This window comes from Pseudodonghicola flavimaris, assembly GCF_030164425.1.
Taxonomy (GTDB): domain Bacteria; phylum Pseudomonadota; class Alphaproteobacteria; order Rhodobacterales; family Rhodobacteraceae; genus Pseudodonghicola; species Pseudodonghicola flavimaris.
In genome coordinates, this window is record NZ_JASNJD010000004.1 from 47,444 (window position 1) to 73,291 (window position 25,848).

Annotated in this window: 21 protein-coding genes; 16 read left to right on the forward strand and 5 right to left on the reverse strand. The window is 67.2% G+C overall.

What is annotated here, in order from left to right:
• Window positions 1-7 precede the first annotated feature (7 nt).
• The 4 genes from QO033_RS06520 to QO033_RS06535 all read left to right on the forward strand — a co-directional run bounded on the left by QO033_RS06520 (window position 8) and on the right by QO033_RS06535 (window position 5,884).
• Window positions 8-2,317, forward strand: coding sequence for a molybdopterin-dependent oxidoreductase (locus tag QO033_RS06520; protein ID WP_284480145.1), 2,310 nt, complete (start codon window positions 8-10; stop codon window positions 2,315-2,317).
• Between the two features lie 19 nt (window positions 2,318-2,336).
• On the forward strand, window positions 2,337-3,125 hold the full coding sequence (locus tag QO033_RS06525) for an SDR family oxidoreductase (protein ID WP_284480146.1): 789 nt from the start codon (window positions 2,337-2,339) through the stop codon (window positions 3,123-3,125).
• A 5-nt stretch (window positions 3,126-3,130) separates the two neighbouring features.
• The gene (locus QO033_RS06530; RefSeq protein ID WP_284480147.1) at window positions 3,131-4,069 is read left to right on the forward strand and encodes a BKACE family enzyme; all 939 of its coding nucleotides are present in this window, start codon (window positions 3,131-3,133) and stop codon (window positions 4,067-4,069) included.
• A 219-nt stretch (window positions 4,070-4,288) separates the two neighbouring features.
• Window positions 4,289-5,884 carry an ABC transporter substrate-binding protein gene (locus QO033_RS06535; RefSeq protein ID WP_284480148.1) on the forward strand — a complete coding sequence of 532 codons (1,596 nt, stop codon included), beginning with the start codon at window positions 4,289-4,291 and terminating at the stop codon, window positions 5,882-5,884.
• A 248-nt stretch (window positions 5,885-6,132) separates the two neighbouring features.
• On the opposite strand, the gene QO033_RS06540 is transcribed toward QO033_RS06535, so the two are convergent.
• The 5 genes from QO033_RS06540 to QO033_RS06560 form a co-directional block, all read right to left on the reverse strand.
• The gene (locus QO033_RS06540; RefSeq protein WP_284480149.1) at window positions 6,133-6,657 is read right to left on the reverse strand and encodes a 6,7-dimethyl-8-ribityllumazine synthase; all 525 of its coding nucleotides are present in this window, start codon (window positions 6,655-6,657) and stop codon (window positions 6,133-6,135) included.
• Window positions 6,658-6,798: 141 nt separating this feature from the next.
• Window positions 6,799-7,584 (reverse strand): heme ABC transporter ATP-binding protein, encoded by a 786-nt coding sequence (locus QO033_RS06545; protein ID WP_284480150.1) that lies wholly within the window; start codon window positions 7,582-7,584, stop codon window positions 6,799-6,801.
• 7 nt (window positions 7,585-7,591) lie between these two features.
• Window positions 7,592-8,662 (reverse strand): FecCD family ABC transporter permease, encoded by a 1,071-nt coding sequence (locus tag QO033_RS06550; RefSeq protein ID WP_284480151.1) that lies wholly within the window; start codon window positions 8,660-8,662, stop codon window positions 7,592-7,594.
• 4 nt (window positions 8,663-8,666) lie between these two features.
• Window positions 8,667-9,539 (reverse strand): heme/hemin ABC transporter substrate-binding protein, encoded by an 873-nt coding sequence (locus QO033_RS06555; protein ID WP_284480152.1) that lies wholly within the window; start codon window positions 9,537-9,539, stop codon window positions 8,667-8,669.
• The gene (locus QO033_RS06560) at window positions 9,536-10,591 is read right to left on the reverse strand and encodes a hemin-degrading factor (protein WP_284480153.1); all 1,056 of its coding nucleotides are present in this window, start codon (window positions 10,589-10,591) and stop codon (window positions 9,536-9,538) included. Before QO033_RS06560 ends, QO033_RS06555 begins: the two co-directional genes overlap by 4 nt.
• 290 nt (window positions 10,592-10,881) lie before the next feature.
• Between QO033_RS06560 and QO033_RS06565 the strand changes: the two genes are divergently transcribed.
• The 12 genes from QO033_RS06565 (at window position 10,882) to QO033_RS06620 (ending at window position 25,785) form a co-directional block, all read left to right on the forward strand.
• On the forward strand, window positions 10,882-12,045 hold the full coding sequence (locus QO033_RS06565; RefSeq protein WP_284480154.1) for an efflux RND transporter periplasmic adaptor subunit: 1,164 nt from the start codon (window positions 10,882-10,884) through the stop codon (window positions 12,043-12,045).
• Window position 12,046: 1 nt separating this feature from the next.
• Window positions 12,047-14,002, forward strand: coding sequence for a MacB family efflux pump subunit (locus tag QO033_RS06570; protein ID WP_284480155.1), 1,956 nt, complete (start codon window positions 12,047-12,049; stop codon window positions 14,000-14,002).
• A gap of 267 nt (window positions 14,003-14,269) precedes the next feature.
• The gene (locus tag QO033_RS06575; protein WP_284480156.1) at window positions 14,270-15,649 is read left to right on the forward strand and encodes an FAD-binding oxidoreductase; all 1,380 of its coding nucleotides are present in this window, start codon (window positions 14,270-14,272) and stop codon (window positions 15,647-15,649) included.
• A gap of 148 nt (window positions 15,650-15,797) precedes the next feature.
• Window positions 15,798-16,613 carry a sugar phosphate isomerase/epimerase family protein gene (locus QO033_RS06580; protein ID WP_284480157.1) on the forward strand — a complete coding sequence of 272 codons (816 nt, stop codon included), beginning with the start codon at window positions 15,798-15,800 and terminating at the stop codon, window positions 16,611-16,613.
• Window positions 16,610-17,431: a phosphodiesterase gene (locus QO033_RS06585; RefSeq protein ID WP_284480158.1), complete on the forward strand. Its 822-nt coding sequence runs from the start codon at window positions 16,610-16,612 to the stop codon at window positions 17,429-17,431. Before QO033_RS06580 ends, QO033_RS06585 begins: the two co-directional genes overlap by 4 nt.
• 273 nt (window positions 17,432-17,704) lie before the next feature.
• Entirely contained in the window at window positions 17,705-19,267 is a 1,563-nt protein-coding gene (locus QO033_RS06590) for an oleate hydratase (RefSeq protein ID WP_284480159.1), read from the forward strand.
• A gap of 195 nt (window positions 19,268-19,462) precedes the next feature.
• The gene (locus QO033_RS06595) at window positions 19,463-21,094 is read left to right on the forward strand and encodes an ABC transporter substrate-binding protein (protein ID WP_284480160.1); all 1,632 of its coding nucleotides are present in this window, start codon (window positions 19,463-19,465) and stop codon (window positions 21,092-21,094) included.
• A gap of 3 nt (window positions 21,095-21,097) precedes the next feature.
• Complete coding sequence (locus QO033_RS06600; RefSeq protein WP_284480161.1) at window positions 21,098-22,111, forward strand: ABC transporter ATP-binding protein; 1,014 nt, start codon at window positions 21,098-21,100, stop codon at window positions 22,109-22,111.
• Complete coding sequence (locus tag QO033_RS06605; protein WP_284480162.1) at window positions 22,108-23,097, forward strand: ABC transporter ATP-binding protein; 990 nt, start codon at window positions 22,108-22,110, stop codon at window positions 23,095-23,097. The genes QO033_RS06600 and QO033_RS06605 overlap by 4 nt, the downstream gene beginning before the upstream one ends.
• Complete coding sequence (locus tag QO033_RS06610; RefSeq protein ID WP_284480163.1) at window positions 23,094-24,026, forward strand: ABC transporter permease; 933 nt, start codon at window positions 23,094-23,096, stop codon at window positions 24,024-24,026. The genes QO033_RS06605 and QO033_RS06610 overlap by 4 nt, the downstream gene beginning before the upstream one ends.
• Window positions 24,027-24,029: 3 nt before the next feature.
• Window positions 24,030-24,893, forward strand: coding sequence for an ABC transporter permease (locus tag QO033_RS06615; RefSeq protein WP_284480164.1), 864 nt, complete (start codon window positions 24,030-24,032; stop codon window positions 24,891-24,893).
• A 388-nt stretch (window positions 24,894-25,281) separates the two neighbouring features.
• A complete protein-coding gene (locus QO033_RS06620; protein WP_284480165.1) occupies window positions 25,282-25,785 on the forward strand; it encodes a Csu type fimbrial protein in 504 nt (167 codons plus the stop codon).
• The last annotated feature ends 63 nt before the right edge of the window (window positions 25,786-25,848 follow it).

Genomic DNA, 25,848 nt, shown 5'->3' on the forward strand with positions numbered 1-25,848 from the left:
GCCACCGATGCCGACCGACAGATACACCCTCGCCCATTGGGGCAGTTACCGCGCCGAACCGGGCCCCGCGGGCGAGGTGGCGGCATTGCGGCCGATGACGGACGATCCGGCGCCCTCGGCGCTGGGGCAATCCATGCTGGGGGCGCAGCGCGACAGCGCCCGAATCGGTCAGCCGATGGTGCGGGCGGGCTATCTTGAGGGCGGCCCTGCCTCCCGCGCGGGGCGGGGGGCGGAGCCCTTCGTGCCGGTCGACTGGGACCGGGCCACGCGGCTGGTCGCGGCGGAACTGGACCGTATTCGCGGCGCCCACGGCAACCGCGCCATCTTCGGCGGGTCCTACGGCTGGGCCAGCGCCGGGCGGTTCCATCATGCGCAAAGCCAGCTGCACCGGTTTCTGAACGTGGCGGGGGGCTATAGCCGGTCGGTCAATACCCACAGTCACGCCGCGGCCGAGGTGGTGCTGCCGCATATCATCGGCTCGACCGACGGGATGGGCGATAACCACACCCCCTGGTCTCTGATCCATGACGCCTGTGAGCTGTTCGTGGCCTTCGGCGGCCTGCCGGAGAAGAACACCCAGGTCAGCGCCGGCGGGGTCGGGCGCCACCTGGTGCCGGAATGGCTGGATCGCTGCCGCGATGCCGGGGTCGCCTTCGTCAATATCAGCCCGCTGAAGTCGGATATCGCTGCGCGGGTCGCGGCAGAGTGGCTGCCGGTGCGACCGGGCAGCGATACCGCGCTGATGCTGGCGCTGGCCTTCGTGCTGGAGACCGAGGGGCGCGCGGATCATGCCTTTCTGGACCGCTATACCACCGGCTTCGACCGGTTTCGCGCCTATCTGACCGGGGCGGCGGACGGGATCGTCCGGGATCCGGAGTGGGCGGCCCCGCTCTGCGGCGTGGCGGCAGAGGATATCCGGGCGCTGGCCCGGCGGATGGCCGGGGCGCGCACAATGATCTCGGTCGCCTGGGCGCTGCAGCGCGCCGATCATGGCGAACAGCCGATCTGGGCGGCGGTGGCGCTGGCGGCGATGCTGGGGCAGATCGGTCTGCCCGGCGGTGGCTTCGGCTTTGGCTACGGCTGTTCCAACCGGGTCGGCAATACCGATCCGGCTATGGGTTGGCCGGCGCTGCCGCAGTTCCGCAATCCGGTGGACAGCTTCATCCCGGTGGCGCGGCTGGCCGATATGCTGCTGCACCCGGGCGCACCGTTCAACTACGACGGCCGGGCGCTCCGTTACCCCGATATCCGGCTGGTCTGGTGGGCCGGCGGCAACCCGTTCCATCACCAGCAGGATCTGAACAAGCTGATTGCCGCCTGGCGCCGGCCGGAAACGGTGATCGTGCAGGACAGCTGGTGGACCGCCACCGCGCGGCATGCCGATATCGTGCTGCCCTGCACCACGACGCTGGAGCGCAACGATCTGGGCATCGCCAAGGCCGAACCGCATCTGGTCGCCATGCATCGTCTGTGCGCGCCCTTCGGTGCGGCGCGCAGCGATTACGATATCCTCAGCCAGATCGCCGGCCATCTCGGGCTGGCGGAGGCCTTCACCGAGGGCCGCGACGAGATGGGCTGGGTACGCCACCTCTATGACGGGTCGCGGACGGTCGCCGCGGCACGCGGCGTGGAACTGCCCGATTTCGAGACATTCTGGGACCGGGGGCTGGCGCGCTTCGCGGCAGAGCGCGCGCCTGAACCGCTGCTGGCGGCCTTCCGTGCCGATCCCGGGGCCAATCCGCTGAACACCCCCTCCGGCCGGATCGAGATCTTTTCCGAGACGGTCGCCGGCTTCGGCTATGACGACTGCCCGGGGCATCCGGCCTGGTTCCCGCCCGGCGAATGGCTGGGGGCGGCATCGAAGGCGGTCGGGGCGCTGCATCTGATCTCGAACCAGCCGGTCACCCGGCTGCACGGGCAGATGGACAATGGCGCCGTCAGCCTGGCCAGCAAGATCGACGGGCGGGAGCCTGCCGCCTTCAACCCCGCCGATGCCGCCGCGCGCGGTATTGCCGCCGGCGCGCTGGTGCGGCTCTTCAACGACCGGGGCGCCTGTCTGGCCGGTGCGGTGATCTCCGACGATGTCGCGCCGGGGGTGGTCCAGCTGGCCACCGGCGCCTGGTTCAACCCGGAGGAGCCGGGCCGCATCGGCGCCCTCGACCTGCATGGCAATCCCAATGTCCTGACCCGCGATCTCGGCACGTCGCAGCTCGCTCAGGGGCCGGTCGCCCATAGCGCGCTGGTTCTGGCCGAGCCGGTCGCGACCCCGCAGAAACCGGTGACGGCCTTCGACCCGCCACCGATCCAACCGATCTAACCTTGGAAAGACGAAAGAGATGTCCCGCAAGCACGACGAATTCTGGAAACGACAACGGGTGATCCTCACCGCCGGCGCCTCGGGCATTGGACTGGAGATTGCGCGTTCCATGCATGCCGAAGGCGCCCGGGTCTGGGTCTGCGACGTCGATACCGAGGCCCTGGAGGCCACCGCCGCCGCGCTGCCGGGCATCGGCACCATGGTCTGCGACGTGTCGGACGAGGCGGCCTGCATCGCCTTCACCCAGGCGGCGGTCGACGACATGGGCGGGCTCGATATCCTGGTCAACAATGCCGGTATCGCCGGCCCGGCGGCGGCGGTGCAGGATATCGACTCCGCGGACTGGCGGCGCTGTTTCGACATCAACGTCAACGGCCAGTTCTACATGGCCAAGGCGGCGATCCCGCACATCAAGCAGAACGAGAGCGGTTCCATCGTCTGCATGGCCTCGGTCGCCGGCAAATATGCCTTTCCGCTGCGCTCGCCCTATGCGGCTTCCAAGGCGGCGGTGATCGCGCTGGCCCGCTCGCTGTCGGTGGAACTCGGCCCCGATCAGATCCGCGTCAACGCCATCGCCCCGGGGGTGGTCGCAGGCGACCGGATCAAGCGGGTCTTCACCTCGCGCGCGGAAACCCGTGGCATTTCCTACGAGGAGATGGAGGCCATCGCCCTGCGCGCGGTGTCGATGAAAACCATGGTCGAGCCGGAAGAGATCGCCGACCTGGTGATGTATCTGTGCAGCCCCTCGGGCCGGCCGATCAGCGGTCAGGTGATGAGCATCTGCGGCGGTCTGGAATATACGGAGTAAGCGATATGGCCAAAATCAAACCCACCGTGATCACCTGCGCCATTACCGGCGGCACCCATACGCCGACCATGTCGCCCTATCTGCCGGTGACGCCCGATGCGATCATCGAACAGGCGATCGGGGCCGCCAAGGCGGGTGCCGCCATCCTGCACCTGCATGCGCGCGATCCCGAAACCCGCCAGCCCACCGGCGATATCGACACCTGGCTGCATATCCTGCGCTCGATCCGGGCCGAGACCGACGCGATCCTGAACATGACCACCGGCGGTTCCACCTTCATGTCGATCGAGGATCGTCTGGCCGCACCGCTCACCGCCTCTCCCGAACTGTGTTCCTGCAACATGGGGTCGATGAACTTCGGCTCATACATGATGAAGGACAAGTACATGGGGAAATGGAAATACGACTGGGAAGAGGAATACCTCGAAGCCAGCCGGGGCGCGATCTTCCGCAACACCTTCCTCGATATCGAGACCATCATGACCAAGATGGGCGAGGGCGGCACCCGGTTCGAATTCGAATGCTACGATGTCGGCCATCTGTATAATCTCAAGCACATGATGGACCGCGGCTTCGTTCAGGGCGTCCCCTTCATCCAGCTGATCGTCGGTACGCTGGGCGGTATCGGGCCGGGCCCGGAAAACCTGATGTTCATGAAGCAGACCGCCGACCGGCTGTTCGGCCCGGGCAACTACGAATGGTCGGTGCTGGCCGGGGGGCGGCACCAGATGAACATGGCCACCATGGCCGCCACCATGGGCGGCAATGTCCGCGTCGGGCTGGAGGACAGTCTCTATGCCGGGCCGGGCCGCATGGCGGAATCGAACGCCGAACAGGTCACCATGATCGGCGGCGTCATCGAGGCGCTCAAAGGGCAGGTCGCCACCCCGGACGAGGCGCGCGCCGCGCTGGGTCTGAAGGGCGGGGCCGCCGTCAAGTTCTGAGCCATATCCTTGCGGCCGGCGGCGGAGATCGCCGGCTGCGTTCACCGGTTCCGGCGGTGCAACGGAGGAGAACCAGAAAAACGCAAAGTGATCCAACCGGGGTTTGCCCCCGCCGCGAAATCAGACCATGTCTGCGGTCGGGCAATTTCGGAATCGGATCCCTCGCAGCACCGCGAGATCGGAACCACACCCGAAGTCCAACGAAAGGGAAATGAAACCATGAAACGCCGTCAGTTTCTGACCGCCGCCGCCGCCATGGGCGCGGCGACGATGCTGCCCCGCTCCTGGGCACATGCGCAATCGCGGGCCGAGAGCCTGCGGGTTCTCAGCGAAGGCGCCGCGAACTCCTATGACACTTTTTCGGTCGGGGTGAACCGCCAGTCGATCCAGGTCACCTGGAACATCTACGACCGGCTGGTGACCTTCGGCTACAAGGAGACCGAAGGCGGGGTCGGCTATTACGACTATTTCGACATCCAGCCGCAACTGGCCGAGAGCTACGAGATTTCCGAAGATCAGAAATCCATCACCTTCCGGCTGCGCAAGGATGCCACCTTCCACGATGGCAGCCCGGTCATGGCCGAGGACGTCAAATGGTCGCTTGACCGCGTTGTCGCCAGCACCATCGGCGCGTCGCAGTTCCGCACCGGGTCGATGACCTCGCCGGATCAGTTCGTGATCGTCGACGATCTGACCGTCCGCATCGACCTGCCGCAACCCGACCGTTTCGCGCTGCCGAACCTGGCGCTGACCTATCCGATCATCGTCAACTCCAAGCTCGCCAAGCAGCATGCCACCGCCGAGGACCCCTTTGCGATGGAATGGCTCAAGGCCAATCCGGCCGGCGGCGGCGCCTTCAAGGTCGCCAAGGCGGAGATCGGCGAACGTATGCTGTTCGACCGCAACGACGATTGGAAGAGCGGCCCGCTGCCCGGCTTCAAGCGCATCCTGTGGCAGACGGTGCAGGCGGCGGAGACGCGGGTGGCCTCGCTGGTCCGGGGCGATGCCGACATCGTGCAGGACCTGCCGCCGAAGGACGTGCTGACGCTGCTGGAGAACGACACCATCAAGGTGGTGGGCGTGCCGACCTCCAGCTTCCACTTCATCGGCATGAACAGCCAGATGGCCCCATTCGACAACAAGCTGGTGCGTCAGGCCATCGCCTATGCGCTGCCCTATGACGACATGTTCAAGACGGCGCTGTTCGGTCGTGGCCGGCCGCTGCACGGCGGCAAGCCCGGGCGCCCCGACACCATCGCCTATCCGCAGCAGAGCGGCTATGATACCGATCTGGAGAAGGCCAAGGCGCTGCTGAGCGAAGCGGGCTTCCCCGAGGGGTTCAAGACCACTTTCTCCTATGAACTGTCGCTGGCGACGATCGCCGAGCCGGTGGCGCTCCTCGTGCAGGAAGCGCTGGGCCGTATCGGCATCGAAGTGGAGATCGAAAAAGTGCCTGCCGGCCAGCTTGGTACGCTGCTGCAGGAGAAGAAGGTGCCCTTCTACTTCGAGGGGTCGACCGCCTATCTCTCCGACCCGGATTACTTCTTCCGGGTCTTCTACACCGGCACCTCGCGCTGGAACTTCGGATCGTATCAGAACGAGGCCTTCGGCGACCTGGTCAAGGCCTCGCGCTACGAGGCCGACAAGGCGGTCTACGACGAACAGGTCAAGAGCATGATCGAGATGGTCAAGGAGGATATCCCGATCATCATCCTCTGGCACCCGGCGCTGGAGGTCGGCATGCAGAAGGATATCGACGGCTATTCCTACACCTTCCACCGCCAGCTGGAGATGAAGACGCTTTATCGCGGCTGAACCACGCCTTCGCTGTCGGGCAGAGGGGCGGCCTGCGGGTCGCCCCTTTTGCATCGGGGGGCGCTTTCCGGGGGCGTGGTGCAGGGGAGGCCGGCCCGGCAGCCGTTTCTTACGGTGGGCTTTGCCGGACGTGAGCCCGAGTCCGGGATTCCCGGCCCGAATGGGCGGTTCCCCCGCGGCACCAGGCCGGCGAGCGCGCTTCGGACGCAGGGCCTAACCGCGCATCTTCGCCGGGCCAACCGGGAGGGTCAGCGGCCGGCGCTGAAGGAGGCCGGCAGATGGTCCCTGATCCCGTGGAAGAAGAGGTCGATCTCCAGCGCCAGACCGACCTCGAAGTCATTGAGTTCAGGGCCACTCCACCGCTTCTGCTCCAGGCGGGCCAGAAAGCCTTGGCGGGCCTGCTCGTCGCGCGGCTCCAGCGGCAGGGTCTCGGCCGCGCGCAGCAAGTCGATGCGCTTGTGGACCTCCCGCATGCCTGAGAAAGCTTCCATCATCACCCGCATCAGGCGGGGTTCGTTCCGCCAGGATCGACCAGCGAAGACCTCCTGGACCACGCGGTTTCCGGCGCCGAGGCAATCATAGGCAACGCAGCCCGGAAAACCGTCTTGCGTCAGGGTATCATGGATTGAGCAACTGTGCCCCGAGAGGTTCCGGCATGGTTCCCCCGGGTTCTTGCTGAACGCGAAATCCTTGCCCTTGTCGAAGGCCAGCACGACGCAGCACAGAGCCGCGCATTTCGAACAATCGGTCTTGAGGAGGTCGGTCTGAGGCATGGTGGCTATCGGCTTTCAATGGCCCGCTCCCGGCGGGTCTTCGGACCGCCGTATCCCGTAGAACGCCTGCGGAATGCAAGATCCGGCATTTGACCGAGAGCCTGTCCTGTCGTCCTGCCGGGCCCCTCCGCGGCGCCGGCCTTACACCGGCTCCGCCGCCGGCACCACCAGCAGCCCGGCGTCGCCGCCTGCGCCCATCACGTTCAGTCGGCAGCCGTAGACGCGCGACAGGATGTCGGCGCGCAGCACCTCTGTCACCGGGCCGGTGGCAGCGATCTCGCCGGCCTCCATCAGCACGATACGGTCGGCGAACATCGCCGTCAGGTTCAGGTCGTGCATCACCGCCACCACGCCACCGCCCTGGCGGGCATAGTCGCGGGCGAGCCGCATCACCTGCAGCTGATGGCCGATATCGAGCGCCGAGACAGGTTCGTCCAGAAACAGCCAGCGCGGCCCCTCCGGCGTTACCGCATCCCAGACCTGGCAGAGCACGCGGGCCAGCTGTACCCGCTGCTGTTCGCCGCCCGAGAGCGCCTGATAGCGTCGCCCCTCGTAGCCGGCCAGATCGACCCGGGCCAGCGCCGCCTGGGCCAGGGCTGTGGCCTCCGGGCCGGCATGGCCACCGGCCTCGGCGCCCAGGCGGACCACCTCGAAGACGGTGAAGGGAAAGGCCAGCTGAGCCGATTGCGCCAGCACCCCGCGCAGCTGCGCCAGCACCCAGGGTTTCAGCTGGCCGGGATCGCGATCGTTGATCCGCAGCTGGCCGGTAAAGCCGATCTCACTGGTCAGGGCGCGGATCAGCGTGGTCTTGCCGGAGCCGTTGGGGCCGACGATGGCGGTCAGCTCTCCGGCGCGGGCCTGGAAATCGACCCGGTTCAGCACCCGGCGGCGGCCAAGGCTGACCTCGATCTGGCGGGCATCGATCATCGGGTCCTCACATGTCCAGAAGGCCGCGGCGGCGCAGCAGGATCCACAGGAACACCGGCGCGCCGATCAGGGCGGTGACGATGCCGATCGGCAGTTCCGCCGGTGCCAGCACCAGCCGGGCGAAGATATCGGCGCCGACCAGCAAGCTGGCGCCCAGCAGCGCCGCATTGGGCAACAGGTTGCGGTGATCTGGCCCGGTGGCCAGCCGCAGCAGATGCGGCACCACGATGCCGATGAAGCCGATGCCGCCGGAGACCGCCACCGCCGCACCGGTCGCCGCCGCCACGCAGAGGATCGACAGGTTCTTCACCCGCTGCACCGGAATGCCCATGTGGGCGGCCGTCGCCTCTCCCAGCGCCAGCCCGTTCAGCCCGCGCGCCAGCCCCCAGGTGCCCAAGAGGGCGATGGCGATGATCGGGGCGGCCACCGCCAGCTTGGCCCAGCTCGCCCCGGCGAGGGAGCCGAGCTGCCAGAAGGTCAGATCGCGCAGCTGGCTGTCGTCGGCGGCATAGACCAGCAGCCCGGTCGCCGCCCCGGCCAGCGCCTGCATCGCGATACCGGCCAGCAGCATGGTCGCGACCGAGGTGCGCCCGGCCCGGGTCGAGACACGATAGAGGATCAGCGTTGCCGCCCAGCCGCCGACAAAGGCGGCGATCGGCACCGTGTACATTCCCGTCGCCGCCGCCAGACCGGCAGGCAGCAGGCCGCTCAGCACGATGGCGGCGACCGCTCCCAGCCCGGCGCCGGCGCCGACGCCGACCAGCCCGGGATCGGCCAGCGGGTTGCGGAACAGCCCCTGCATCACCGCGCCGGAGACCGCCAGCGCCGCCCCCACCAGCAGCCCGGTCACCAGCCGGGGCAGGCGGATCTGGCCCAGCACCACGCGATCCTGCAGGCTGAGCCCCTCGCCGGAGATCAGCCGGCCGAGCGCCTCGCTCAGCGACACGCCCGCGGCACCGGTGGCCAGCGAGGCCCAGGCAGCGATCAGCAGCAGCAGCGCCAGCCCCCAGGTGGTCTGGCGGGCACGGCCGCGGCGATCGCCGGCGACGGGCGCGGTGGGTTCGCTCAGTGCGACCATCGGATCAGCCCTTCCCGGGATAGAGCGCCCGGTGCAGGTCGGCCACCGCCTCGGCGGTGCGCGGACCGAAGCCCAGCAGATAGAGCCCGTCCATCTGGATCAGCCGCCGGTCGCGGCCGGCCGGGGTGATCGCCACCGCCGGGTGGGCCAGTACGCCGGCGCTGTCGTGAGTACCGCCGGCGCCGCGGTCCATCATCAGGATCACGTCGGGGGCGGCGGCCAGCACCGCCTCGTCGGTCAGCTGCTTGTAGCCGGGAAAGCCCTCCACGGCGTTGATGCCACCGGCCAGCCGGATCATCGCATCCGCCGCGGTGCCCTGACCCGAGGCCATCAGCCGGCCGCCGGCCGCCGACAGCACGAAGAGCACCCGGGTCGGGGTCTCGACCCCGGCCGCCCGGGCCTGGACGGCGGCGATGCGGGCCTCGATCTCGGTGGCGAGGGCGGCGGCCTCGGCATCGAGGCCGAGCGCCCTCCCGACAGCGCGAATCTTGGCACCGACCCCGGCGGCATCCAGCGCCGCCGGCACGGCGACGAAGGGGATATCGGCCTCCGCCAGGATCTGGATCGTCTCCGGCGGGCCGGAGCCCTCTTCGGCGATGATCAGGTCGGGGGCCACAGACAGTACGCCCTCGGGCGAGAGCCGCCGCATATAGCCGACATCGGGCAGCTCGTTTGCCGCCGCGGGAAAGGTGGAGGTGGTGTCGCGGGCGACCAGCCGGTCGCCGGCGCCGAGCGCATAGATCGTCTCGGTCACCGATCCGCCGACTCCCACCACCCGCCCGGCGGGGTCAGCGGCGAGCGGCAGGGCGGTCGCGACGGGCACGGCCAGCGCCAGAACGGCGGCGATGGCGCGGCGGCGGCTGAGACCGGCGATCATGCCGGGGCCCCGGCAGCGGGCAGGGTTTCGGCCAGGCCGGCCCAGGCGCCGGCGGCCTCGGGATCGCGCAGCCCGAAGCTCTGCAGGATCAGCTGCCCCTCGGCGTCGAAACATTCGATCGAGATCGCCGGGCCGCGCTGGGTCGGCTTCCAGACCCGCCAGACCTCGGCGATATGATCGGCGCGCAGGTGCAGGTTGAAGGTCGGGTCGAGCACGTTCTGCCACGGTCCCATCGGCTTGATGGTCCGGACCGGGCCGCTGTAGATCTGGATGCAGCCGGCATTGCCGACGAAGATCATCAGCGGCACCGCGTCGGCGGCGGCGCGTTCCAGCATCAGGGAGACGGCGCCGGTATCGAGCCTGGTGGCGAACCGGTCCCCCGCCGCGCGATAGGCGCCGAGCCGGTTCATCTTCAGCTTGGACACCAGCCGCAGGAACTGGTGGGTGTCAGTCATCCGCTCCCATTCCTTGCGCAGGATATCGAGATTGTCTTCGCGGATGCGGGCGCCCTCAGGGGCCGGGCGCGGCGTGGTCGGATAGCTGCGGTCGCTGTCGCCGGTGGCGAGCGCGGCCACCGCGGCCTCGAAGGCGGCAACGTCCGAGGCGGGTTTCAGGTGCACCTTGTGTACCGCGTCGCCATGGGCGTCGAACACCTGCAGGCTGCGCTTGGTACCCTTGTCGGTCTCCTCCGCCACGGCAAAGGCCCGGGACCAGTGTTTGGGAAAGATCCGCAGGTCGATGGCCTTGCCCAGCACCATCGCGGCATGTTCGCCGGGGTGATAGTCCTGATAGGGGCCGGTGCATTCATGCACCGCGCTTTCGTTGCGGGTCAGCGCCATGACCTCGCCGATGGTCTCCACCGCCGGGATCAGCCGATCGGGATGAGCGTCGATCCGGGTTGCCGTGGTGCCGACATTGGCCGCGACCAGCGCGGCCTCGGAGACATTGAGCGAGGCCGCCAGATCGCGGGCGCGCAACTCGGGCCGGGCGGCGCGGGCGGCAACGATCTCGTCGGGAGAGGCAACGGGGGCGGCGACAGGGGAGGCGGGCATGCGCAAAGCTCCTGATGGGGTCCTGATGGCATCCCGGAACGTCTGGCGTCTGGCTTGAAGGCCCGGATTTTCTGACTGTTTGTGTCGGATTTTCTAGTGGGCCAATCCTGACACATCAAGTCGGAAATTGCGATTTTCGCGGTAGTCCCCCGCGGCAAAGCGCAGCCATCGGCGTCTTGGCGCTCCCCGACCGGGGCATTTGCTGCGAGTGTCGGCGACGGAATCCCCGGGCGGGGGCGTGTAAGACATCGGATACACGCAAGACAAAGCTAGGCAGGCACGGAAAAGATATGAAAAAGCCATTTCGTTTGATCGTCGTTCTGGTTGTGATCGTGGCGGCGGGTCTGGGCTGGTGGATGTTCGGGACGCAGGAAGATACCAGCGTACCGGTCACCGCGCAGGCGACGCGCGGGTCGGTGGCCGAAACCGTGCTGGCCTCCGGTACTATAGAGGCCAAGCAGCTGGTCAGCGTCGGCGCCCGCGTCTCCGGCCAGATCGAGACGCTGGCCGTCAGCCTCGGGCAGGAGGTCGCGAAGGGCGATCTGATCGCCGAGATCGATTCGCAGGACCAGCAGAACGCGGTGCTGACCGCAGAGGCGGCGCTGGCGAATATCGAGGCACAGATCGCAGCCAAACAGGCCAATCTGAAACAGGCGGAGCTGACGCTGAACCGGCAGAAATCGCTGGGAGAGCGCGAATTCGCCACCCAGGAAACCATCGAGAGCGCCACCGCGAACGTGCTGGTCTATACTGCCGAGCTGAAGGCGCTGGAGGCCGAGAAGTCGAGCGCGGAGGTCACCGTGTCGACCGCCAAGATCGCGCTGGAGCGGACCCGGATCACCGCCCCGATCTCCGGCACCGTGGTGGCCATCGTGGTGGAGGAAGGCCAGACCGTGAACGCCACCCAGGCGGCCCCGACCATCGTCAAGCTCGCCAATCTGGATCAGATGGTGGTGAAGGCTGAGATCTCCGAGGCCGATGTCGTACATGTGGCGCCGGGCCAGGAGGTGAGCTTCACCATTCTGGGCGAGCCGGAAACCGCCTTCGAGGCGGTGGTGCGCGCGGTCGAACCGGCGCCGTCCGAGATCGAGGACAGCGACACCATCAATACCGACGAGGCGATCTATTACAACGGGCTGCTCGACGTCGATAACCCGGGCCACAAGCTGCGCATCGGCATGACCACTCAGGTCTCCATCGTGCTGGCGCGGGCCGACGATGTCCTGACGGTGCCGTCCGCGGCACTCAGGCGCGGCGAGGGCGGCTATACGGTCGAAATCTGGGATCCGCAGACGCAGACAGGCCGGGTGCAGCGGGTCGAAGTCGGGCTGAACGACAAGGTGACTGCGGAGATCACCTCGGGGCTCAGCGAGGGCGATCTGGTGGTGACCGGCACGGCGGTGGCGGCGGCCAGCAGCTCCGGCGGGCGCATGGGTCCGCCGATGGGGTTCTGAGATGACGGAGCCATTGATTTCAGCCCGCGGGATCACCCGCAGTTTCCAGGCCGGCGACGAGACCATCACGGTCCTGCGCGACGTCGATATCGACATCTACCCCGGCGAGATGGTGGCGATCGTCGGGGCCTCCGGGTCCGGCAAGTCGACGCTGATGAATATTCTCGGTTGTCTCGACCGGGCAACCGCGGGCAGCTATCGCTTCGCGGGCAGGGATGTGAGCACGCTGGAGCATGACGAGCTGGCCCGGCTGCGGCGCGAGCATTTCGGGTTCATCTTCCAGCGCTATCAACTGCTGCCCGATCTCGATGCGGTCGGCAATGTCGAGGTGCCGGCGATCTACACCGGCGAGGGCCGCGGCCCGCGCCGGGTCCGGGCCGCACAGCTTCTGGGCCAGCTGGGGCTGGAAAGCCGGCTGGATCACAAGCCCAGCGAGCTGTCCGGCGGCCAGCAGCAGCGGGTCTCGGTCGCCCGGGCGCTGATGAACGGCGGCGAGGTGATCCTGGCCGACGAGCCGACCGGCGCGCTCGACACCAAGAGCAGCGCCGAGCTGATCGACCTGCTGCTGGATCTGAACGCGCGCGGCCATACCATCGTGATGGTGACCCACGATCCCGAGGTCGCCGCCCATGCCCACCGCATCATCGAGGTCAGCGATGGCCGGGTGATCTCCGACACCCGGCAGGGCGACCGGGACGGTGCGGCGGCAGAGCCCGCGGCGCCGCAGGTCCGGCCGGACCTGCCGCTGCGCCCGGGGGCGGTGCTTCGCCGCCTGCGCGAGGCGTTCTCGATGGCGTTGACCGCGATGCTGGCGCATCGGGTGCGCAGTTTCCTCACCATGCTGGGGATCATCATCGGCATCGCTTCGGTGGTGCTGGTTGTGGCGCTGGGGACCGGCACGCAGGAGAAGGTGCTGGACAACATCAGCTCGCTCGGCACCAACACGATCACGTTGCGGGCGGGCTCCGGCTTCGGCGCGCGCGATGCCGAGCGGATCGAGACGCTGCTGCCGTCGGATGCCGACATGCTGGCGCTGCAGGACTACGCCGCCAGCGTGTCGCCGGCGGTCTCCTCCACCGCCTCGGTGATCTATCGCAACGAGGAGGCCAGCGCGGCGATCAAGGGGGTGAGCGGGGATTACTTCGAGGTGCATTCCTATGTCGCCGTCGATGGCGATGTCTTCGGGCCGGAGGATGTCACCGCGCTGGCGCAGGTGGCGGTGATCGACGAGGACACCCGCGACACCTTCTTCGAGGCGGGCGCCGATCCGATCGGTCAGGTGCTGCTGCTGGGTCGGGTGCCGGTACGGGTGATCGGGGTGGTGCGCTCCACCGGGGCCACCTTCGGGCCGTCGTCGCTGAATGTCTGGATCCCCTATACCACCGCGATGTCGCGGGTCTCGGGGCAGAATTTCGTCGACAGCATCGAGGTTCGGGTGACCGACGATTACGAGATGGACGCGGCCCAGGCCGAGATCTCGGCGCTGATGCTGGAACGGCACGGCACCAAGGATTTCTTCCTCTCCAACAGCGACACCATCCGCGAGACCATCACCTCGACCACCCAGACGCTGACCCTGCTGGTGGCGATGATCGCGGTGATCTCGCTGATCGTCGGCGGCATCGGGGTGATGAACATCATGCTGGTCTCGGTCACCGAGCGGACCAAGGAAATCGGGGTGCGGATCGCCATCGGGGCGCGGCGGTCGGATATCATCAGCCAGTTTCTGATCGAGGCGGTGCTGGTCTGTCTGGTCGGCGGCATCCTCGGGATCCTCGGCGCGCTGACCGGCGGCGCACTGGTCGAAACCCTCAGCGACGAGGTGCGGCTGACCTTCTCGACCACGGCGATCGTGGTGGCCTTCCTGTCTTCGACGCTGATCGGGGTCACCTTCGGGTTCCTACCGGCCCGTTCTGCCGCGCAGCTCGATCCGGTGGTGGCGCTCAGCCGTGAATAGGAAGCGACTGTGCGATGTGCCACAGCAGGCCGGGGTCGCGGCGCGGACTTCCCTAGGGTCAGTCTGGCGTTAGGGGATTGCGCGCAATAGGGTCTCCGGCATTGATTTGAATACCGGAGAGTCATCTTTCGTTTGGCGCCAAACCGCCGGCCAGCGGGCGCCAAAGCGGGGGGGGGAAGACACCGGCATGCTAGGCCTTGCACCGACCGTGGGTTTGACGTTTGCTGAACCCGGGGCCGGTCCGGCCGCTAAGTTTGGGGCGTTTGAATGACACTGGATGTTCTTCTTTCCGCATTGGGCGCACAGGTGGTGGAACCTGGGGAAACCGCAAATCCGGCCTATCTGAAGGATTGGGCCAGCCGCTGCCCGGTAACGCCCTTGGCCGTGGTGCGGCCGCGGTCGGTGGAAGAAGTGTCCAGAACCCTGGAAATCTGCAACGAACATGGCCTGCCGGTGGTGCCTCAGGGCGGGCGCACCGGGCTGGCGGGTGGCGCACAGCCGCTGGCGGATGGCGTGGTGATCTGCCTCGACCGGATGAACGGCGCGCCCGAGATCGACGGCCAGGGGCGGGTGGCCCGGGTGCAGGCCGGGGTGACGCTGGAACAGGTGCAGCAGGCGGCCGAGGCGCAGGGGCTGCTGTTCGCGGTGGACATCGGATCGCGGGGCTCCTGCGAGATCGGCGGCATGATCGCCACCAATGCCGGTGGCATGCGCGCGTTTCGCTATGGCATGATGCGGCAGAACGTTCTGGGGCTGGAGGCGGTGCTGCCCGACGGCACCGTGGTCAGCGCGATGAACGGGTTTCTCAAGAACAACACCGGCTACGATCTGAAGCAGCTCTTCATCGGTGCGGAGGGCACCCTGGGGGTGGTCACCGGCGCGGTGCTGCGGCTGCATCCGGCGCAGCCGGCCCGGGTCACCGCGCTGTTGCGGGTGGAGAACCTGGCCCGCGCGCAGCAGGTGCTCGATGCGCTCAGCCTGCGGCTGCCGGGGCTGTCGATCTGCGAGGTGATGTGGCCCGATTACTATTATTTCGCCAGCGGGTTCCGCGGGTTCGATCCGCTGCCCGACAGCGCCGATGGTCTGACCCTGCTGATCGAGGCCGAGGGCCAGGAAGAGGCCGGCCTGAGGGGTGACCTGCAGACGGCGCTGGAATATCTCTTCGAGAAGGAACTGGTGCTGGACGGGGCGATTTCGCAGAGCCTGCGCCAGACCGAGGAATTCTGGGCGCTGCGCAGTGCCAACGAGGGGCTCAACCAGGCGTTCTCCTCGATCGTCAATTTCGACATCAGCCTGCATCCCGAGATCGGCGATGCGGTGGTCGCCCGGCTGAACGACCGGCTGGCGGCGGCCTCGCATCAGCTGCGCTGCCTCTGGCTCGGCCATCTGGGCGACATGAACCTGCACCTGGGGGTGGTCAGATCCTCCGGGTCCGAGATCGGGCCGGAGTGCGAGGCGCTGATCGTCGATGCGGTGATCACCACGGTGCTGGACGCCGGCGGCACCATCTCGGCCGAGCATGGGATCGGCGCCTTCAAGGTGGATTACGTGCCGAAGCTGCGCTCTGAGGCCGAGCAGGCGCTGAGCCGCACGCTGCGCCGGGCGCTCGACCCCAAGGGCATCATGAACCCGGGCCGCCTGTTCTGAGCGGCCTGTTCTGAAACGGTTTTCTGCGCGGGCGGCCCGGCAGTGTGACGATTTCACCGGGCCGGCACGGGACTGTTACGCAAACGTCATTTCACGGTCATCCGCCGGCTCTACGGAGGCGGCGCAAGACTTTTCCAAGGAGACCGGAATGACACTCCCCGTCGTCGGAGCGGCTCTGCGTAATGCGGAGCTGGAAACCTATCGTGACTGGCTGTTCGAAAAGGACCGCGATGTCGAGCTGCAGTCCTTCCACACCGCCGAGGTGCTGGAAAGCGACTGGAGCGCGCTGGCCGAAGAGGCGCGCCGCCTGCTGGACGGGCACAAGGGGCGTATCGGCATCCACGGGCCGTTCTGGGGCTTCACCATCGGCACCATGGATCCGGGCTTTCAGCAGCTGGTCGCGCGTCGGATGGATCAGGGGCTGGATGTCTGCGCCGCCGTCGGCGCCACCCAGATGGTGATTCATTCGCCCTATACCACCTGGGATTACAACAACCTGGACAACCTGCCCGGCGCCCGCGCGAAGGTGCTGGAGAATGTCGCCGCCAGCATCGGTGCCGCGATGAAGCGGGCCGAGGACATGGGGGTGACCCTGGTTCTGGAGAATATCGAGGACATCGATCCGATGGACCGCCGCCGCCTGGTCGAGCATTTCGATTCGCCGGCGCTCAAACTGTCGATCGACACCGGCCATGCGCATTATGCCCATGAAACGAACGGCGCGCCGCCGGTTGATTACTATGTGACCTCCGCCGCCGAGTTGCTGCATCACGTCCACCTGCAGGACAACGAGGGCTACGCCGACCGCCACTGGGCTCTGGGCGAGGGCACCATCCGCTGGGACGCGGTGTTCCGGGCATTGGGCGGCATCGATGCCACCCCCCACCTGGTTCTTGAGCTGCGCGACAAATCCGGTATCCCGGGGTCCATGCGCTATCTCGAAGAAAGGGGCCTGGCCCAATGACGCTCAAGCTGGTCATCATGTCGGATCTGCATCTCGTCCCCGAGGGCGAGATTTCCAACACGCTCGATACCGCGCAGCGGCTGCGTCAGGCGGTCGACAGCGTGATCACGCGTCACGCGGATGCGGATATGGTGATCCTGGCCGGCGATTTGGCCGATCTGGGGGAGGCGGACGCCTATGCGCGTCTGCCCGACCTGATCGCGCCACTGCCGATGCCGACACATTTGATGCTGGGCAACCACGATGACCGGCCGACCTTTCTCGAGGTCTTCGGCGACGCCTATGCCGACGAGAACGGCTTCGTGCAGAAGGTGATCGACGCCAAGGGGCACCGGATCATCCTGCTGGACAGCACCGAACCGGGGCTGGTGGCCGGGCGCCTCTGCGACACCCGGCTGGCCTGGTTGCAGGCGCGGCTGGACGAGGCGAAGGACATGCCGGTGATCGTGGTGCTGCACCACCATGCCGCAAGGCTGCAGATGCCGGTTGACCGGATTCGTCTGGAGGAGCCGGAGAAGCTGCTGGCGGTGCTGAAGACCCACCCGAATGTCCGCCATGTGATGTCGGGGCATGTCCACATCACCACCACCGGCAGCTGGCAGGGCATTCCCTTCACCACCATCGCGGGCGGCCACTACAGCGCCAAGCTGCATCTGCCGAGCGCGCCGGACTATGTGAAGCTGGTCGACGGGCCGGGGCAATACGGTGTGATCCTTGCCGATGAGGAGGCCTGCCTGGTGCATTTCGAGAATTTCATCGACGCGCATTACGAAATTCACCGCGAGAACTTCGGCCGGCTGCGGGCCGACCGCCGCTGACCCCCAGAGACTGCCGCCATGCGTGCGATGGCGCGCATGGCGGTCGCCGCCGGGCCCTGGCGCGGGCTGCGGTCAGAATGATCCTTGATCGTTGCCCTGAGTCGGGGCGATGCTGGGGCAGAGGATGCGGCAGGACAGGCGCCTGCATCCCCGCTTCGCCGCGTCTGAGAACCGACCCAACCGGGCCGCCGCGGCGGATCGGGCCGGCGGCCTTTCCGCATCGGGCGATGGTGCCGGGCGGCGGAGGCTCGTGCCGGGCCGGGAGGAGGCAGCATGAAAGCGCATATCATCGGCGGCGGGATTTCGGCGCTCGCGACGGCGGCCTATCTGTTCCGCGACGCGGGGCTGCTGGGCGCCAATATCCATATCTACGAGGCGGGCGAGCGGCTGGGCGGCGCGCTGGACGCACGGGGCAGCGCCGAGCACGGCTATGTCATGCGGGGCGGCCGGATGTTCGAGGCCCGCGAAGGCTGCATTCACGATCTGATGTCCTTCCTCCCGTCGCGCGACGATCCGACGGTCTCGATCGAAGACGATGTGCGGGCCTTCAATGCCGCGCACGGCTGGCAGAACGCTGCGCGGCTGCTGGGGCCGGGGGGCGAGGTTCTGGCAGCCGAGCACTTCGGGTTGAGCCCGCGCAATCTGCTCGACCTGACCGAGCTGCTACTGGCGCCCGAGGGGGTGCTGGACGGCAAGTCTGTCGAGGATGTGCTCGATCTCTCGATCCTGCAGACCAACTTCTGGAACATGTTCGGATCGATCTTCGCGCTCTTGCCCTGGCACAGCGCCATCGAGACGCGGCGCTATCTGCGGCGGTTCTTTCATCTGCTGCCGACCATGGCGTCGATGACGACGATCCAGCGCACCCGCTACAACCAGTATGAATCGCTGGTGGAGCCGTTGCGGGACTGGCTGAAGCGGCTGGGCGTGCAGGTCCATATGGGCTGTTGCTGCGAGGATGTCGATTTCGTCGAAGATGCTGGCCGGCTGCGGCCGGCGCAGTTCAGCCTGCGCCGGGCGGGCGTGACGGAGCGGGTTACGCTGGACGCGTCGGATCTGCTGTTCATCACCCTGGGATCGCATGTGGCCGACGCCACCTTCGGTGACATGGCGACGCCACCACCGCCGAGCGCCGGTGACAGCCCGGCCTGGGCGCTGTGGCGCCGGCTGGCGGGGCGCTATCCCGGGCTCGGCGATCCGGAAGTGTTCCGGGCGCGGATCGAGCGGACCGCCTGGGTCACCTTCACTATCACCGCCCGCGGCGGTCCGCTCAGGCCGCGGATCGAGGCGCTGTCAGGGGCGGCGCTGGGGCGGGGCGGCCTGATGACGCTGACCGCATCGCCCTGGCTGCTGACCCTGACCGGGTTTCATACGCCGCATTTCACCGATCAGCCGGCCGGTTCCGATCTGTTCTGGGGCTACGGTCTCTATCTCGACCGGCCGGGCAGCGCGGTGGACAAGGTCCTGTCCGACTGCTCGGGGGCGGAGATTCTGGGCGAACTGGCGCATCATCTGGGAATGTCTCAGGCGTTGCCCGAGATGCTGGAGACCGCGATCTGCATGCCCTGCCTGATGCCCTATGCCGGCAGCGTGCTGATGCGCCGGAAAAAGGCCGACCGGCCGGCGCCGGTGCCGGCGGGCTATGCCAATCTGGGTCTGCTGGGGCAGTTCGTCGAGGTGTCCGACGATGTGGTCTTCACCACCGAATACGCGGTACGCGGCGCGCGCCTGGCGGTGGAGGGGCTCTTGGGAGAGGCGCGGGCGATCCCGCCGGTCTATCTGGGGCAATACGATCCCCATGCGCTGATTGCGGCTCTGCGGGCTCTGGCCGGCTAGGGGGCGAAGGATCGCGGCCGCGCCGGAGCGGGCCCGACGGTTGCCGCCTGTCATCAGGGTCCTCTGTCAAATCATTGTTTTGAAAACGTCATTTCCCTGTCACCCGGGTTTCACCCCGGCGTCACCTCTCGGCCTTAGTGCGGCGGAGCATTCCGCATATCCCACTCATTCTGGATAGACCAAGGGGACCTACCCATGCTGATTTCCCGTCGTTCGGTGCTGCGCACCGGGGCCGTTGCTGCCGGCTCGCTGGTGCTGCCGCGCTTCGCCATCGGCCAGACCGCCCGCCCGTCGATCACCATCGCCGTGCAGAAAATCACCAACTCCAACACGCTGGACGTGCTGCGCGAACAGTCGAACGTGGGCGAACGCGTCTTCTTCGGGTCGATCTGGGAATCGCTGATCGGCCGCAACCTGCGGGGCCAGCTGGAAGCCAAGCCGCTGCTGGCCACCGAATGGACCCGGATCGACGATCAGACCGTCGAGCTGAAGCTGCGCGAAGGCGTCAAGTTCCACAACGGCGACGAGCTGACCGCAGATGACGTGGTCTTCACCTTCTCGCGTGAACGGATGTTCGGCGACACCCAGCCCAAGAACCGCTCCACCATCAAGGTTCTGGGCCAGATCCCGACGCCGCGCGCCGGCAAGGAACTGCCGCCGGAAGTGCCCGCCGTCGCCCGTCGCGCCTGGCCCGACCTGGCCCGCGTCGAGGCCGTCGACGAGTATACCGTGCGCTTCTACAACGCCACGCCCGACGTGACCCTGGAAGGTCGGCTGCTGCGCTACGGCTCCGACATCATGTCGCGCCGCGGCTGGGAGGAGAGCGCCTCCTACCTCGACTGGGCCCGCAAGCCCGTCACCACCGGCCCCTACAAGGTGGTCCATTTCACCCCCGACACCGAACTGCTGCTGGAATCGCATGACGATTACTGGGGCGGTCTGCCGCCGCTGAAGCAAATTCGCTTCGTCGAGGTGCCGGAAGTCGCCAGCCGGGTGAACGGCCTGCTGTCGGGCGAATATCAGTTCGCCTGCGACATCCCGCCGGATCTGATCGGCGAGATCGAAAGCAATGCGGCCTTCGAAGTGCAGGGCGGCACCATCCCGAACCACCGCCTGACCGTCTTCGACAAGCATCACGCGCAACTGGCCGATCCGCGTATCCGTCGGGCCATGACCCATGCGGTCGACCGCCAGGCCATCGTCGACAGCCTCTGGGCCGGCCGCACCGTGGTCCCCGCCGGCCTGCAATGGCCCTATTACGCCGATATGTTCATCGCCGACTGGACGGTGCCGGAATTCAACCCGGAACTGGCCATGAGCCTGGTGAAAGAGGCTGGCTACAAGGGCGATCCGATCCCCTATCGTTTGCTGAACAACTACTACACCAACCAGGTCGCCACCGCGCAGGTGCTGGTCGAGATGTGGAAGTCGGTCGGCCTGAACGTGCAGATCGAAAGCAAGGAAAACTGGGCTCAGATCATGGAGCGTGGTGAAACCCGCGCGGTGCGCGACTGGTCGAACTCCGCCCCGTTCCCGGATCCGGTCTCCTCGATCGTCAACCAGCACGGGCCGAACGGTCAGCAGCAGCAGATCGGCGAATGGGAAAACGCCGAGATGAACCAGCTCTGCGAATTCCTCGAAACCTCGGTCGACCGCGCCGCCCGCCGCAAGGCCTTCGCGCGGATGCTGGAAATCTGCGAACGCGAGGACCCGGCCTATAGCGTGCTGCACCAGAACGCGACCTTCACCGCCAAGCCGAAGTCGATCCAGTGGAAGGCCGCGCCGGCCTTTGCCATGGACTTCGGCCCCGGCAACTTCGCGATCTGAGCCATGGCAGGGCCGTTGATCAGGATCGAGGGGCTGCGGGTCGCCTTTGACGGGGCTCCGGCGGTGCGCGGGGTGGATTTCGCGATCCACCGTGGCGAGGCGCTGGGGATCGTGGGCGAAAGCGGCTCGGGCAAGTCGGTCACCTGGCTGGCGGCCTTGCGGCTGCTCCCTGAAAAAGCTGTTGTCGAGGGGCGGGTGTCCCTCGACGACGACAATCTGCTGGAGGCGCCGATCGAGCGGATGGAACATCTGCGCGGCGGCCGTATCGGGATGATCTTTCAGGACCCGGCTTCGGCGCTCAATCCGGTGCTGACGATCCGCCGCCAGATGGCGGAGGCGCTGGCGCTGCATCGCGGGCTCTCGGGCAAGTCGATCGATGCGGAGGCTAGGCGGCTTCTGGATCTGGTCGGCATTCCGGATGCGGCGGGGCGGCTGAAATCCTATCCGCACGAGATGTCGGGCGGTCAGAACCAGCGGGTGATGATCGCCATGGCGCTGGCCGGCAATCCCGATCTGCTGATCGCCGACGAACCGACCACCGCGCTCGATGTGACGATCCAGGCGCAGATCCTCGATCTGCTGCAACTGGTGCGGCGCGAAACCGATATGGCGCTGGTGCTGATCAGCCACGATCTGGGCGTCGTGGCGGAAAACTGCGACCGGGTTGCCGTGATGTATGCCGGCCGCGTCGTCGAAGAGGCGCCGGCGCGCACTTTGTTCGAAGCGCCGCGCCACCCTTATACCCGCGGGCTGATCGATGCGCTGCCGACGCTGGACGCGCCGCGCCGGCTGGTGGCGATCCCAGGCGTGGTGCCCGATCCCCGGCGGATGCCGCCGGGCTGCGCCTTCTCCCCCCGCTGCGCCCATGCCGCCCCCGCCTGTCTGGGTGCGGTGCCGGAGCTGCGCCGGCTGGAACCGGGACGCCGCATCGCCTGTGCCCGCGCCGCAGAGCTTGATCTGCAGCCGGCGGCCACGGCCCTGCCGGCGGAAACCGCACGACCGGAGGTCCGGGCATGAGCGCACCGTTGCTGTCACTGAACGAGGTCACCCGCACCTATACCAGCCGCAAGGGGCTGTTCGGCACGCCGGTCGCGGTGCAGGCCGTCGCCGGCGTGTCGCTTGAGGTACGGCCGGGCGAGACGCTGGGCATCGTCGGCGAATCCGGTTCCGGCAAATCCACCATGGGGCGGATGGCGCTGGGGCTGGAGGCGCCCGACAGCGGCTCTGTCCGGTTCGACGGCGCTGCGATGCCCGATCCGGGAAGCGAGAGCTGGCGCAGCCTGCGCAAACGGGCGCAGATGGTGTTCCAGGACCCGCTGGGGGCGCTGGACCGGCGCCTGCCGGTGGCCGATCAGATCGGCGAGCCGCTGGAGATCCACGGGATCGGCGACAAGGCCGCGCGGGCCGCAGCCATCGCCCGCTCGCTGGAGATGACCGGGCTGTCGGCCGATCACGGCCGCCGCTTCCCGCATGAGCTGTCGGGAGGTCAGCGCCAGCGGGTGATCATCGCCCGCGCGCTGATCACCGATCCCGAGCTGCTGGTCTGCGACGAGCCGGTCTCGGCGCTGGATGTCTCGATCCAGGCGCAGGTGGTCAACTTGCTGATCGATCTGCAGGCCGAACGCGGGCTGGCGATGATCTTCATCAGCCACGACCTGCGGGTGGTGCGCCAGATCAGCCAGCGCGTCGCGGTGATGTATCTGGGCCATATCGTCGAGGAGGGCACCGCCGAGGAGGTGCTGCGTGATCCGCAGCATCCCTATACCCGGGCGCTGGTCTCGGCCGCGCCGGTTCCGGGGGCACGCCAGCGCCAGCGGGTGATCCTGACCGGCGAGCCGCCGAACCCCGCCGCGCGCCCGTCGGGCTGTGCCTTTCATCCGCGCTGCCCGCTGGCGACCGACCGTTGCCGGGCCGAGATGCCGGTGCTGACCCGGCTCGCCCCGGGCCGTCGCGCCGCCTGCCACCTGATCCAACACACACCTGCCGGGATGGCTGCCAAATGATCCGCTATATCGCTTCGCGCCTGTTGCGCGCTGCCCTGACCATCGCGCTGGTGGTCACCTTTGCCTTCATCGTGCTGCGCCTGTCCGGCGATCCCGCCACCATCATCCTCGGCCCCGAGGCGCCGCCCGAGGCGATCGAGGCCTTCCGTCACAACTGGGGCCTCGACCGGCCGGTGCTGGTCCAGTACTTCGATTATTTCCGCGCCATCCTGCGCGGCGATCTGGGCATCTCCATGCGCGACGGCCGCTCTGCCATCGAACTGGTGGGAGAGCGGATCCCCGCGACGCTGGCGCTGACCATCCCGGCGCTGTTCCTGCAGCTGGCCATCGGCATTCCCGCCGGCGTCTATGCGGCGCTGCATCAGGGCACGGCCTTTGACCGCACCGTCATGGTCTCTGCCGTCTTCGGCTTCGCCATCCCCAGCTTCGTTCTGGCGTTGGCGCTGGTGCTGGTGTTCTCGGTCAAGCTGGGCTGGCTGCCCTCGGGCGGGCGCGACAGCTGGATGCATGCGATCCTGCCGATCCTGACACTCGGCCTCGGCGGCGCGGCGGCGCTGGCGCGCTTTACCCGCTCCGCCATGCTGGAGGTGCTGGGCCGCCCCTTCATCCGCACCGCCTCGGCCAAGGGGCTGCCCTGGGCGGCGGTGGTGCGCGGCCATGCGCTGCCCAATGCGGCGATCCCGACGGTGACGCTGGTGGGCTTTCTGGTCGGCAGCCTGATCGCCGGCGCCGTGGTGGTGGAAAGCGTGTTCTCCTGGCCCGGGGTGGGGCGGCTTCTGGTGGTGGCGGTGTCGAACCGCGACCTGGCGGTCGTGCAATGCCTGCTTCTGCTGGTCGCCGCCTCGATGGTGACCTCGAACCTGATCGTCGATTTCCTCTATGGCGTGCTCGACCCCCGGCTTCGGCAGGGCGCGCGCGCGGGAGCCTGAGCCATGACCGATATGCTTGCCCCCTCTGTCCCCGCCAAACCCGCCCGTCGGCGGTGGAGCCTGCCGTGGTATGTGACGGCCTCTCTGTTCTGGGTCGGACTGATGCTGATCACCGCGGTTTTCGCCGATCTGCTGATGCCGCATTCCTTCACCGCGCTGGATTTGAAATACCGGCTGGTGGCGCCGTTCCAGTCGCTGGCGCATCCGCTGGGTACCGATGAGCTGGGGCGTGATGTACTGTCCCGGTTGATCGTCTCGATCCGCATTTCGCTGTTGATCGCCTTCGGCGCGACACTGATCTCCGCCGTGCTCGGCACCACGTTGGGATTTCTTGCGGCGCATTTCCGCGGGATCGTCGAGCAGATCGTTCTGGTGCTGGCGGATTTCCAGGCGGCGATGCCGTTTCTGATCCTGGCGCTTTCGGTGCTGGCCTTTTTCGGCAATTCGCTGCCGCTTCTGGTCGGGCTGATGGGGCTTTACGGCTGGGAACGCTATGCCCGGATCGCCCGCGGTCTGGCGATCGCCGCCTCGGCGCAGGGCTATGCGACAGCGGTGAGCCAGCTGGGGGCGAAGCCCGGCCGGGTCTATCTGCGGCATATCCTGCCGAACATCGCCTCCACCCTCATCGTGTCGATGACGCTGGTGTTCCCTGAGGTGATCTTGCTGGAATCCGGCCTGTCGTTCCTCGGCCTCGGGGTGCAGCCGCCGATGACCAGCCTGGGCAATATGGTCGGCTACGGCCGGGAATACATCACCCGGGCACCCTGGATCATGCTGACGCCCTCGGTGGTGATCGTGCTGACGACGCTGGCGATCTCGCTGCTGGGCGATTGGCTGCGCGACCGGCTGGACCCGACCATCCGGTAATCTGCCTGGCCCGGCGTCGCTCCGGCGCTTGTCCTTTCGTGAAACGCCCCGGCATCGACCCCGGGGCGTTTTGCATTGCCCGACCCGCTGGCTCGCCGGCAGGTCGGGCGAGTTTGGCGCATCTTGTGTCGCCTGGGTTGTTTTCAGAATATGCGTTTGTCTATTTTTTCAATTTAATTACGCGCCCGCCTAAATTGGTCAGCGTGATTTACCTAATTTATATAAAATGAATAACGGAAATATGATTTTCCTTGATGTATTCCGGAAGATCGAGATAATTTTAATTGCCTCGACGCCGGCTGTTTTTCCGCAGCCAGTGCGTATGTTTATTTGAATGGCCCGAAAGGGGTGAGGCGCATCAATTGAGATTAGCATCAGGCAGGCTAACATGAGCAGAAAAACATCCGCCGCCCTTGCGATCCTGGCCGTTGCCCTCTGCGGATATACCGGTCCGGTCGTGGCGCAGACCGCCACCGCGACCTTCGGGGTTCAGATCGTCATCAGCGACGATTGCGAGGTCACCTCGACCGAGACGCTGGATTTCGGCACCCAGGGGGTGTTGACCACGGCGGTCACCTCTTCCGCCGATCTGCAGATCACCTGCACCACCGGCACAGGCTATTCCATCGGGCTGAACGAGGGGGCCACCACTGGCGGCACCACCGCCACCCGATTGATGGAGGTCTCCGGCGGCGGCGCGACCATCGGCTATGAGCTTTATTCCGATTCTGCGCGCACCTCGAACTGGGGCGACACCATCGGTACCGATGTGGTGACCGGCACCGGCACCGGCGCGGCGCAGACCTATACGGTCTATGGCACGGTGCCGAGCCAGACCACGCCGGCGGCGGGAACCTATACCGATACGATCACCGTGACGGTCACGTTCTGAGCAACCGGAGGAGGGGGCGAATGCCAGCGACCTGGGGACTCGGACTCCGTCGATTTTTTGCTG